This window comes from Actinocrinis sp. (assembly GCF_035605935.1).
Lineage (GTDB): Bacteria > Actinomycetota > Actinomycetes > Streptomycetales > Catenulisporaceae > Actinocrinis.
This window is the reverse complement of sequence record NZ_DATNGK010000098.1, coordinates 22,687-34,385: the sequence shown is the minus strand read 5'-3', so window position 1 is coordinate 34,385 and position 11,699 is coordinate 22,687. Positions and strand designations below refer to the sequence as shown.

Sequence of the window (11,699 nt, the reverse complement as noted above, 5' to 3'; positions counted from 1 at the left end):
GCCTCAGAGGCGGGCATGAACTCGGCGGCGGCATCAGTGCCCTTCTTGTGGAAGCGCACAGCCTCCCACAGCGGGCCCGGGATCATGTGGATCCCGTAGTGCGCGCGGTGGTGGGCGACGCAGAGCACTTCGAGGTTGCCGGGCGACTCGGCCCACACCTGGAAGTCCTCGTCGTTCTGGAAGTGCAGCCCGAGCGCTTCCTGGATCTTCTTCGGGTCGACCTGGTTGATCTGCGAGAACTCGATGTAGCTGTGGTGCAGCTCGGGAACGCCGTCACAGAGGTCGTCATTGATGATGCACTTCCACAAGCCCTGACGCTTGAGCCGCGCCTTAGCCTGCTCGAACAAGTGGTAGTGCGGGTCGTCCTCGCGCGGCGCGTGATCCGGGATGTGCGAGAGAATGTGCAGCGTCATCGCCTGGTCATGCGCGGCGGTCGCCGCAGCGGCCGTGGAGGCGGCGTGCGTGTGATTCGGGGCCTCGGAAGTGTGCAGGTGTGGAGCGACCTGGCGGGGCACGGTGGCCGTCTTCTTTGCGGACACTGCTTTTGCGGGAGCCTTCTTCGCTGGCGCCTTCACAGTGGTCTTCTTCGCTGGGGCGTGAGTGTGCCCTTCGCCGTGACCGTGCTCCTCGGCGTACTTCTCAGCAGCCTTACGCCGCGCGGTCTCCTGCTTCTCTTTCTCGTCGTCATTAAAGATCTTGTCGAAAAGCCCCATACGGTCATCCCCCTGACAAAAACGCCTGCGATCCGGAATCGTTGCAGGGCGACGGTATCCACATCGCAGGGCTCTATCAACAGCGCGAATACCGGCAACCCGGACGGTACGGGACCATCCGGGCCAGCCGATCTGGAATTGACGCGCGGTCAGGCGACGGAGGCGAGCACCTCGGCGGCGAGCAGGCAGTCCTTCTCGGTCACGTCCAGATGCGTCACCACCCGTAGCAGCGCCGGCCCGAACGCCGATACTCGAACGTTCTGCTCGGCGGCGCGAGCGGCGACCGCCGGGGCGTCGGGGACGTCCACGAGCACGATGTTCGTCTGCGGCGTGCGAGCGGAAAGTCCAGCGTTTTGAAGGGTTGTGGCCAGCAGGCGCGCGTTGGCGTGATCCTCGGCGAGGCGCGCGATGTGGTGATCGAGGGCGTAGATGCCCGCCGCGGCGAGGAGACCGGCTTGTCGCCAGCCGCCGCCGAGGCGGTGACGCATCAAAATGGCCTCTGCGCGGCGGCCTGGCGGTAGCAGAGCGACGGAGCCGACTGGGGCGCCCAAGCCCTTGGACAGGCAGACGGAGAGTGTGTCGGCGATCGCTCCATACTCGCGCAGCGGCGTGCCGGTGGCGACGTGGGCGTTCCAGATGCGCGCACCGTCTATGTGTACTGATATGCCGCGCTCGTCCGCGATCTGCCGGATCGACCGCAGGTGCTCGATCGAGTAGACCGATCCGCCGCCGCGGTTGTGGGTGTTCTCCAGTTCGACCGCGGTGGTGCCCAGAGTGTGCGGCACGTGCGGACGGATCAGCCTGCTGACGTCGTCCGCAGAGAGCAGTCCGTCCGAGGTGAGGGTGGTGCGGGTTTGGACGCCACCGTGCCAGGCCAGGCCCGCGTCCTCGTGCGCGAGGATGTGCGCGTCGGCGTCGGCGATCAGCTCCGAGCCCGGACGCAGCAGCATCCGCAGCGCGATGTGATTCGCCATCACGCCGGTGGGCACGAAGAGCGCCGCAGCCGGCTCGAAGCCGAACAGGTCGGCGACCTTGGCTTCGAGGGCTGCGACAGTCGGGTCCTCGCCGTAGACGTCGTCGCCCACCTCCGCGTCGAGGATGGCGGCGCGCATGGCGGGGGTGGGCTTGGTGACGGTGTCGCTGCGGAGGTCGACCACCGTCCGTTGCTCACCCCCGCCGGAAAGCTCGGTCACGCGGCGCTCCGGTACATTTCGGCGACCAGGAACGCCAGATCAAGGGACTGCGATCGGTTCAGACGCGGGTCGCAGGCCGATTCGTACCGGGTCGCCAGGTCGCCGAACGCGATCTCGTCGCCGCCGCCGACGCACTCGGTCACGTCGTCCCCGGTCAGCTCGACGTGGATGCCACCCGGGTGCGTGCCCAGCGCCCTGTGTACCTCGAAGAAGCCCTTGACCTCGTCGAGCACATCGTCGAAGCGGCGGGTCTTGTGACCGCTGGGCGCCTCGAAGGTGTTGCCGTGCATAGGGTCGCAGATCCAGGCGACCTGGTGCCCCTCGGCGGTGACCTTCTCCACCAGCGCGGGCAGCTTGTCCCGGATCACCCCGGCGCCCATGCGGATGATGAAGGTCAGCCGCCCAGGCTCGCGGTCCGGGTTGAGCCGGCGCAGGTAGGTGAGCGCGTCGTCCGGCGTCGTGCTCGGGCCGAGCTTGATGCCGATCGGGTTGCGGATGCTGGAGAAGTACTCCAGGTGCGCGCCATCGAGGTCGCGGGTGCGCTCACCGATCCAGACGAAGTGGCCGGAGGTGTTGTACAGCGTGCCGGTGCGCGAATCGGTGCGGGTGAGTGCGGCCTCGTATTCGAGCAGCAGGCCCTCGTGCGAGGAGAAGAACTCGACGGTGCGGGTCTCTTCGGGGTCGATGCCGCAGGCGCGCATGAAGTCCAAGGCTCGCTGGATCTCGGCTGCCAACAGCTCGTACCGCTTCCCGGAGGGGGACGAGGCCACGAAGTCGCGGTTCCAAGCGTTCACCTGATGCAGGTCCGCGTAGCCGCCGGTGGTGAACGCGCGCACGAGGTTCAGCGTCGCGGCGGACGAGTGGTACATGCGCACCATGCGCCACGGGTCGGGCACGCGGGACTCGGCGGTGAAGTCGAAGCCGTTGACCGAGTCGCCGCGGTAGGCCGGCAGCGTCACCCCGTCGCGGGTCTCAGTGTCCTTAGAGCGCGGCTTGCCGTACTGCCCCGCGATGCGACCGATCTTGACCACCGGGACCGAGCCCGCGTAGGTGAGCACCGCGGCCATCTGCAGCAAGGTCTTGAGCTTGTTGCGGATGGCGTCGGCGGTCACGCCCGCGAAGGTCTCGGCGCAGTCGCCGCCTTGCAGCACGAAAGCCTCGCCGCGGGCGACCTGCGCCAGACGGTCCTTGAGCTGATCGCACTCGCCGGCGAAGACGAGGGGCGGATACGAGCGCAGCTCGGCGGCGGCGGTCTGTACGGCGGCCGGGTCCGGCCACAGGGGCTGCTGCTTTGCCGGGAGGGCACGCCAGCTTTCGGCGGCTGCGTTCGCGGTGCGGTTCGTATCCACCCCTCAAGGCTACGGGACGGCTCTTCGGGGAGCGTGGGGTGTTTCGGTTAGCGAGATGAGTCACCGGTGAGAATGCGCTCGATTTGGTGCAGTTCGTCCTGGGTGAGCGCGGGGGCGTTAAGGGCGGCGACGTTCGTCTCCAGCTGGCTGACGGAGGATGCGCCGATGATCGCGGAGGTCATCCGGCGGTCGCGCAGCACCCAGGCGAGCGCAAGCTGCGCAAGGCTCTGGCCACGTCCGGCGGCGAATTCGTTCAAGCGCTTGACCTGGTCCATCAAGCCGTCGGTAAGGGCATCGGGGCGCAGGAAATGACCGACCGAGGCGCGTGAGCCCTCAGGCACCCCGCCGAGGTAGCGGTCGGTCAGGATGCCCTGAGCGAGCGGCGAGAAGCAGATGCAGCCAGCGCCGACATCCTCGAGCGCGTCGAGCAGACCGTTCTCGACGGCGTCGCGGCCCAGCATCGAGTAGCGCGGCTGGTGGATCAGCAGCGCAGTGCCGAGGTCGCGCAGAATGGCGGCGGCTTCGCGGGTGCGCTCCGGCTCGTAGTTGGAGACGGCGGCATAGAGGGCCTTTCCGGAGCGCACCGCCTGGTCGAGCGCGCTCATGGTCTCTTCGAGCGGCGTCTCGGGGTCGGGCCGGTGATGGTAGAAGATGTCGACGTAGTCCAGGCCCATGCGGCGCAGGGACTGATCGAGCGAGGCCAGCAGGTACTTGCGCGAGCCGAAGTCGCCGTAGGGACCGGGCCACATGTCGTAGCCGGCCTTGGTGGAGATGACCAGCTCGTCTCGGTACGGGCGGAAGTCCTGCGCGAAGAGCCGGCCGAAGTTGGCCTCGGCGCTGCCATAGGGCGGGCCGTAGTTGTTGGCCAGGTCGAAGTGGGTGACGCCGAGGTCGAAGGCGCGGCGCAGCACGGCCCGCTGGGTCTCGCGGGGCTTGGTGTCGCCGAAGTTGTGCCACAGGCCGAGCGAGATCGCGGGCAGCTTGAGACCGCTGCGCCCACTGCGCCGGTATTGCATCTCGGCATACCGGCCCGGGGCTGGCACGTGGGCGCGGTCGCCGGTCGGGAAGCTCTCGGAAGTCATGTCGGTTCCTTGGTGTTGAGTATTACCGGGGATCTTACGAGGGCGTGCGAAACCCGCTTGCAGTAGTTCGATGAGTCTCGTACGATCGAGGCTTGTTCGAATGTCATCGAACATTGCTGGAGGGGTAAGCATGTCTCTGGTCACTGAGCGTTCCGGTTCGGGTTTCGCCGAGCCGTCGGGCGTCGCAGCTGTCGCGAAGCGTTCGAGCGCCCCGGTGCGTCCCACCGAGGCGATCAAGCCGCTGGAACCTGATCCGGGGCGCTGGAAAGCGCTACCCGTGCTGCTTTCGGCGATGTTCATGGCGATGTTCGACTACTTCGTCGTCAACGTCGCGGCGCCGTCCTTGCAACACGACCTGGGCGCCACCGAGTCCGGGATCGAGCTGGTGGTCGGCGGTTACGGCTTCGCTTATGCCAGCGGCCTGATCACCGGGGGCCGGCTCGGCGACCTGTTCGGGCACCGGCGGCTGTTCCTGATCGGGATGCTGGCCTTCACCGCCGCCTCGTTGCTGTGCGGCCTGGCCGGAAGCCCGGCGCTGCTGGTGGCCGCGCGGATTCTGCAGGGCGCGACGGCCGCCGCGATGGTGCCGCAGGTGCTGGCGTTGATCAACGTGATGTTCCCGCCGCACGAGCGGGCGCGCGCGATGGCCGCCTTCGGTGGTGTGATCGGGGTCGGCGCGGTCGCCGGGCAGGTACTGGGCGGGGTGCTGCTGGACGCGAACCTGTTCGGCTGGGGCTGGCGGACGATCTTCTATATCAACGTGCCGATCGGCCTGGCCGCGGCAATGCTGGCCGCGCGCTGGCTGCCGGGGCACGAGCGGCGCGCCGAGACCAGGCTTGACCCGGTCGGCGCGGTCGGGATCAGCGCGGCGCTGGCGCTCATCCTGGTGCCGATCTCGCTGGGGCGGCCGGAGCACTGGCCACTGTGGACCTGGATCTCGCTAGGCGCCGCGATACCCGTGGCCGCCTCGGTGCTCTGGTATGAGGCGCGACTCGGGCGCGGCGGCGGCGCGCCGGTGCTGAACGTGGAACTGCTCAAGGAGCGGGTCTTCGCTGCGGGCATGGTCATCGCGGGCCTTTACCTGACGTTCTTCGCCGGATTCATGCTCTGCCTGACCCTGCTGCTGCAGAACGGACTCGGCCTTAGCCCGCTGCGCGCGGGTCTCGCCTTCACACCGCTCGGGCTCGCGTTCGCCACCAGTTCCTGGCTCGCGCGGCGCTTCGGTCGCCGCGTGGTGACTATAGGAGCGGCGGTAAGCCTGGCCGGGCTGCTGCTGACGGTCGGGACACTCGCGATACGCGGCGATCACACCTCGGCGGCTTGGCTGATACCAGGCATGATCGTGGTCGGGTTCGGCAACGGGCTCGCGCTGCCGTCGATCATCGGCGCGGTACTGCTGCGCATACCGGCGCCACAGGCCGGCATGGCAGCCGGGGCGCTGACCACGGTCCAGCAGTTCGGTAACGCGACCGGCGTGACCGTGCTGGGCACGATCTTCTTCAGCGTGCTGGGCTCGGCGCCGTCGATGCACGGCTACGTCACGGCGATGACGGTGGCGGCGGCGATCTGCGCCGGGCTCGCGGCGATCATCGTGTCGACCTCGTTCCTGCTGCCGCGCAAGTGACACGGCTGATACAGTCATCGCCATGACGCACACGGTCCTACACCGCTCAAACCAGTGGTGGTCCGCCTTCCTGGCGGACTTCTAGGACTCGCGCTTCCCACGACTCGCGAACCGGCCGCCAATCAGGCGGCCGGTTCGCTGCTTTCAGGCGGATGTCCCGGTCCGGCTGAGCGGCGCCGGTCTTACTGAAAGGCCGGAAGTCATGGACGACACCGCCCTGCTCGATCTGACGCCCCCCTTCGCGCTGCTGCGAAGGGAGGGCCGCGAACGGGTCGAGGTGCTGCGCGGCGAGGTGAGGAGCGTCGCGCGGCTCGCCGATCTGCCTGACGCACCGCAGCTCGCACTGGTCCCCTATCGCCAACTGCGCGAGCGAGGCGATGCCTGCCACGACGACGGGGCGCAACTGATGACCTTGCTGGTGCGGGAGCGCGCGCAGGTCGGGGTGGCGGACCTGCCCGAGGTGGCGCCGGTCCAGATTCGGGACGGCGACTTCGATGTCTGCGACGACGCGTATGCGCTACAGGTCAAGGCGGTACTGGAGGAGGAGATCGGGCGCGGCGAGGGCGCGAACTTCGTGCTGCGGCGCACCTTCGTCGGGTACTGCGATGACGTGACCGCCACGGCGCTCGGCGCGTTCCGGCAGCTGCTGGCGCAGGAGCGCGGGGCTTACTGGACGTTCCTGGTGCACACCGGGGACCTCGTCATGGTCGGCGCGACGCCGGAGCGGCACGTCTCGGTGCACGACGGTGTAGCGGTGATGAACCCGATCAGCGGAACGCTGCGCATGCCGCCGGCCGAGGCCACCGCGGAGCAGGTGCTCGCTTTCCTGGCCGACCCGAAGGAGCGCGACGAGCTGGCGATGGTCGTCGACGAGGAGCTGAAGATGCTCGCCGAGGTCGGCGGGCACGGCCGGGTAACCGGTCCGTTCCTTAAGGAGATGCGCAACCTCGCGCACACCGAGTACTACATCAGGGCCCGTACGGATATGGACGTGCGGCAGGTGCTGCGCGAGACGATGTTCGCGCCGACCGCCACCGGTTCGCCGATCCGCAATGCCTTCCGGGTGATTCAGCGCCATGAGACGGAAGGCCGCGGCTACTACGCCGGCGTGGCCGCGCTGATCGGAGCTGACTCGCATGGGCGCCAATCGATGGACGCCTCGCTGCTGCTGCGGGTGGCGTATCTGGATCCCGCGGACGGCTCGGTGCGAATCCCGGTCGGCGCGACCTTGGTTCGCGGCTCCGACCCGTACGAGGAGGTGCGTGAGACCCGGACGAAGGCCGCGGGCGTGCTGCGTGCGTTCGGGGTGGATGCCGGCCTCGGCGGACGCGTGAAGGCCCGTGCTGAGAACGACGGACTGCGGCGGTGGGCTGATGACCCGCGGGTCCGCGAGACCCTCGCTGCGCGAAACGAGGCGCTAGCGCCGTTCTGGTTGCAGGAGCACGAAGCGGACGCGTTCGTGGCGCCGGAGCTGGTTGGTCGCAGAGTACTGATCGTGGACAACGAGGACGCGTTCACCTCGATGATCACCGTGCAGCTGCGGGCGCTCGGGTTGGCCGTGACGCGCACTGCGTTCGCCGCCGTCGACGGTACCGCCGGATATGAGGAATGCGACGGTCTGGACGGATTCGACCTCGTCATCCTCGGCCCAGGCCCTGGCGACCCGAGCGACCTCAACCTCCCGAAGGTACGCGTTGGCAGGACGCTGATTCAGCGGTTGTTCGCCCGGGATCAGCCGGTGCTCGGCGTGTGCCTCGGCCATCAGCTGCTGTGCGCGGCGATGGGCTTCAAGCTGATCCGGCGGCTCGAACCGAATCAGGGCACGCAGGTCGAGGTGGACCTGTTCGGCCGGCGCGAGCTGGTCGGGTTCTACAACTCCTTCGCCGCGCTCGCTCCCGAAGGCGTGGTGCCGGGGCTGCAGATCGCGACGCTGCCCGGCTCGCGGGAGATCGTGGCGATGCGTGGCCCGCGCTATGGAGGAGTGCAGTTCCACGCCGAGTCGATCTTCAGCCGGGACGGGCTCGGGATTCTGCGCACGGAGATCACGCGGCTGCTGACGGACTGAGAGGGCGTTTGGTCCGGCTTTGGGGGCGGATCGGCCGATCGACGACCCTGGCCGCGTTGCCGAAACGTCCACAGACAACCCGGTATGAGGACGCTCCGGCGCCTTGCCAGGCCCGCCGCTTGGCCGATCCGCTGCCTCGTCCCCCACATACCGGGCATCTCACCTACGCCGACCGTGACGTGAGACCCCAAAACCGAACCAAACATCCTCTGAAGGTCAGTCGCAGCCTGCTGCTCAGGGCCACAGCGCGGCGCGGGCACGGTCGAGGGCGGTGGCCACGGCGCCGGTGAGAATCGGATTGCCGGGCACCGCCGTCGTCCGGACCCGCGTCGGCACAGGGCAGACCGCGGCGAGGCGCTCCTCGACCGCCGTCGCCAGCAACGCGCCCCCGGAGCGGCCAAGGTCGCCGGTGAGCACGACCGTTCCCGGGTCGACGACAAGGGCAAACGCAGCCGCTCCGAGCGCGATGCGGGTCGCGAGCTCGGTACGGAAGCCGGCGTGCTCGAAGTCGGCCGGGGTGACGGTGTAGGAGGACTCGATGTACGGAGGCTCGGCGTGGGACGGATCAGCGGAGCCGACTGCAGCCGTGCGACGGCGGCTGGGACCGACGAGGCCGTGGGATTCGGCGAGTCGAGCGACTGCCGCCGGGCTGACCAGGTCGTACAAGCCGCCGGTGCAGTCGGTTGGGCTGAGCTGCGGACCGGCTCCCGGCACGGCCAGGAAGCCCAGCTCCCCGGCGCCCCCGGAGGCGCCACGACGCAGCACGCCGTCCAGGATCAGGCTCGCGCCGACGCCCAGCGCGCCGAGCCAGAGCAGGCCGAAGGAGTCGATGCCCGACGCGCCGATCACCCGGTGCTCGGCGATCCCGGCGAGGTTGACCTCGTTGTCGAGCGTGACCGCGGCCGCGTCGAGTCCGGTGCGGTCGCGCACCGCCTGGGCCAGCTCGGCGTGCCAGTCCGCCTCGGCCGCCACCGGGCGCACTCGCCCGGTCACGGGGTTGATCAGGCCGGGCATGCCGATGCTGACCGAGTGCAGCGGACCGGACTGCGACCCGCGCACGGCCTCCGCAAGTACCGCCGTGACCGTGTCGAGCGCCGCAGAGGTGAGCGTGCCAGGCGGGATCGGCGCGGCGCGTTCCGCGACCGTGTGTCCGGCCAAGTCGGTGACCGTGAGATAGACGATGTCCGTGCGCACGTCGACGCCTGCGACGCACACGCGATGGCCGGAGAGGGCGTACAGCCGGGCGTTCGGTCCGCGCCGATCCGCGCCGACCTCGCCGATCTGCTCGATCAGGCCCGCGCTGCCGAGCCGCCCGAGCAGTTCCGTCACGGTCGGGCGGGCCAGCCCGGTGGCCTCCTGCAACTGCCCGGCGGTCAGCGCGCCACGGGCGGCGAACAGCGTGAGGGCCGCCCGGTCGTTGATCGCGCGGGCGGTCTGCGGGGTGGCGGGCTGTGGCGTCGCCGGTCGGGGAGGCATCGGGCTGAAGGTATCGCAGCTATCACAGAACGCGACGGCCGACTCGGTCCCGCGCGCCGGAAAGGCGCGGAGACGGAGTCGGCCGCTGGTTGAGACTTAGCCGAAGAGGACCTTGGCCTCTTCGTAGAGGGACTTCGGCACGGTCTTCAGCTCGGTGGTCGCCGCGGACAGCGGGACGCGCACGATGTCCACGCCCTGCAGCGCGACCATCTTGCCCCAGTCCCCGTCGTGCACCGCGTCGATCGCGTGCAGGCCGAAGCGGGTGGCCAGCCAGCGGTCGCGCGGGGTCGGGGTGCCGCCGCGCTGCACGTGGCCGAGAACCGTGGTGCGCGCCTCCTTGCCGGTGCGCTTCTCGATCTCCTTGGCCAGGGACTCGCCGATGCCGCCGAGCCGCACGTGCCCGAACGCGTCGAGCTCCTGGGAGACCAGCGCCTCGTTGCCGTCCTGCGGGGTCGCGCCCTCGGAGACCACGACGATCGGGGCGTACTCGCTCTTGAACCGGGACTCGATCCAGGCGCACACCTGGTCCAGGTCGAACTTCTCCTCGGGGATGAGGATCACGTTCGCGCCGCCGGCCATGCCGGAGTGCATCGCGATCCAGCCCGCGTGCCGGCCCATGACCTCGACGATCAGCACCCGGTGGTGCGACTCGGCGGTGGTGTGCAGCCGGTCGATCGCCTCGGTGGCGATGGTCACCGCGGTGTCGAAGCCGAAGGTGTAGTCGGTGGCGTTCAGGTCGTTGTCGATGGTCTTCGGGACGCCGACGACGTGCACGCCCTCCTCGGTGAGCTTGGTCGCCACGCCGAGGGTGTCCTCGCCGCCGATGGCCACCAGCGCGTCCACGCCGAGCTCGGCCAGGTTGGCCTTGATCCGGTCGACGCCGCCCTCGACCTTGATCGGGTTGGTGCGGGACGAGCCGAGGATGGTGCCGCCGCGCGGCAGGATCCCGCGCACCGCCTTCACGTTCAGCTCGCGGGTCAGCCCCTCCAGCGGGCCGCGCCAGCCGTCGCGGAAGCCGACGAACTCGTAGCCGTACTTCTGCGTGCCCTTACGGACGACGGCCCGGATGACGGCGTTCAGACCCGGGCAGTCGCCTCCACCGGTCAGGACTCCGACGCGCATTTCGATCCCTTCAGCAACGTTTGTGGAGGTGGGAGCCGCCGCACCGGCTCGTCTTTCTCGAGGGTAAGTGGCCCCGCTTTGCGGCCGCTTAACGTGCCGCACGTCCGCGTCATGCACCGCAGGCGTGGTGGGGGTACCGGGCGCCGTTGCCCCGCCGCGCCCGGCCGCTTCGGGCAGGGCTGTGCGACGTTCGACCTCGGAACCAAACCTACCGGTTACTCGTCAGTCGGTTTACCCCGGTTCGTATCGCGGACGGGTGACAGGTCTGTGAACGCGGTGGCGCATGCGTGAACAACGGGGATTTGGTCGCCGCGACGGGAATTTCCCCGGACCGCCCACCCGTTCTTGAGTCTCGTATGAACGATCAACGCAGGGCACCCTCCGGCCACGGGAGACACGGATGAGCGAGCAGTCGACGTTGGGGTCCGCCGAGATGCCGCTCGCGGCCGCGACCGTGCGCACCAGCGTGCGCATACCGTTGCAGTTCGGCGACGGGTTCCGCACCGAGGCGCAGGTGTTCACCTTCGCCGGGCTGGTCGACGGACAGGAGCATGTGGCTCTCGGTCTTGGCCGATATACCGAGGCGCAGGTGCCGCTGGTGCGGCTGCACTCCGAGTGCCTGACCGGCGACGTGTTCGGCTCGGCCCGCTGCGACTGCGGTCCGCAGTTGCGCGATGCCGCCGAGCAGATCTCGAAGGCCGGCGGTTATCTGATCTACCTACGGCAGGAAGGTCGGGGCATCGGCTTGTACAACAAGCTCGACGCCTACGCGCTCCAGGATCAGGGCTTGAACACCTACGAGGCGAACGAGGCGCTCGGCCTTCCGTCTGACGGCCGCGACTACACCGCGGCCGCGCAGATCCTGCACGCGCTCGGCGCACCGCGGATCCGGTTGCTTTCGAACAACCCGGACAAGGCCAAGCAGCTGGCGCGGCGCGGCATCACGGTGCGGGACAAGGTGCCGACCGGGGTCTTCGTCACCGCCTCGAACCTGCGCTACCTCCAGACGAAGGTCACCGTCACCGGGCACCGGATCGCGCTGAACCCGGCGGCGTGACACGACGTTGATTCAATG

At 69.0% G+C, this 11,699-nt stretch carries 9 protein-coding genes; 3 read left to right on the top strand and 6 right to left on the bottom strand.

Annotated features, from left to right (window positions below; translation table 11 throughout):
- From VN779_RS08850 to mgrA, 4 genes are all read right to left on the bottom strand, one after another.
- Positions 1-713: hypothetical protein (locus tag VN779_RS08850; protein WP_325721960.1), on the bottom strand; the 713-nt coding region annotated here is incomplete at its 3' end.
- A 149-nt stretch (positions 714-862) separates the two neighbouring features.
- Positions 863-1,906 (bottom strand): GntG family PLP-dependent aldolase, encoded by a 1,044-nt coding sequence (locus VN779_RS08845; RefSeq protein ID WP_325721959.1) that lies wholly within the window; start codon positions 1,904-1,906, stop codon positions 863-865.
- Positions 1,903-3,255 carry a class II 3-deoxy-7-phosphoheptulonate synthase gene (locus VN779_RS08840; RefSeq protein ID WP_325721958.1) on the bottom strand — a complete coding sequence of 451 codons (1,353 nt, stop codon included), beginning with the start codon at positions 3,253-3,255 and terminating at the stop codon, positions 1,903-1,905. Before VN779_RS08840 ends, VN779_RS08845 begins: the two co-directional genes overlap by 4 nt.
- Positions 3,256-3,302: 47 nt before the next feature.
- The gene (mgrA, locus tag VN779_RS08835) at positions 3,303-4,337 is read right to left on the bottom strand and encodes an L-glyceraldehyde 3-phosphate reductase (RefSeq protein ID WP_325721957.1); all 1,035 of its coding nucleotides are present in this window, start codon (positions 4,335-4,337) and stop codon (positions 3,303-3,305) included.
- A gap of 130 nt (positions 4,338-4,467) precedes the next feature.
- On the opposite strand from mgrA, the gene VN779_RS08830 reads away from it, so the two are divergent.
- Both VN779_RS08830 and VN779_RS08825 read left to right on the top strand, forming a co-directional pair.
- The gene (locus VN779_RS08830; protein ID WP_325721956.1) at positions 4,468-5,961 is read left to right on the top strand and encodes an MFS transporter; all 1,494 of its coding nucleotides are present in this window, start codon (positions 4,468-4,470) and stop codon (positions 5,959-5,961) included.
- A 202-nt stretch (positions 5,962-6,163) separates the two neighbouring features.
- A complete protein-coding gene (locus VN779_RS08825; RefSeq protein WP_325721955.1) occupies positions 6,164-8,026 on the top strand; it encodes an anthranilate synthase family protein in 1,863 nt (620 codons plus the stop codon).
- Between the two features lie 234 nt (positions 8,027-8,260).
- Here VN779_RS08825 and VN779_RS08820 read toward each other — a convergent pair whose 3' ends face one another.
- On the bottom strand, positions 8,261-9,502 hold the full coding sequence (locus VN779_RS08820; protein WP_325721954.1) for an ROK family transcriptional regulator: 1,242 nt from the start codon (positions 9,500-9,502) through the stop codon (positions 8,261-8,263).
- A 96-nt stretch (positions 9,503-9,598) separates the two neighbouring features.
- The gene (locus tag VN779_RS08815) at positions 9,599-10,624 is read right to left on the bottom strand and encodes a 6-phosphofructokinase (RefSeq protein ID WP_325721953.1); all 1,026 of its coding nucleotides are present in this window, start codon (positions 10,622-10,624) and stop codon (positions 9,599-9,601) included.
- 400 nt (positions 10,625-11,024) lie between these two features.
- Here VN779_RS08815 and VN779_RS08810 point away from each other — a divergent pair, with 400 nt between their 5' ends.
- The gene (locus tag VN779_RS08810; RefSeq protein WP_325721952.1) at positions 11,025-11,681 is read left to right on the top strand and encodes a GTP cyclohydrolase II; all 657 of its coding nucleotides are present in this window, start codon (positions 11,025-11,027) and stop codon (positions 11,679-11,681) included.
- Positions 11,682-11,699 lie beyond the last annotated feature (18 nt).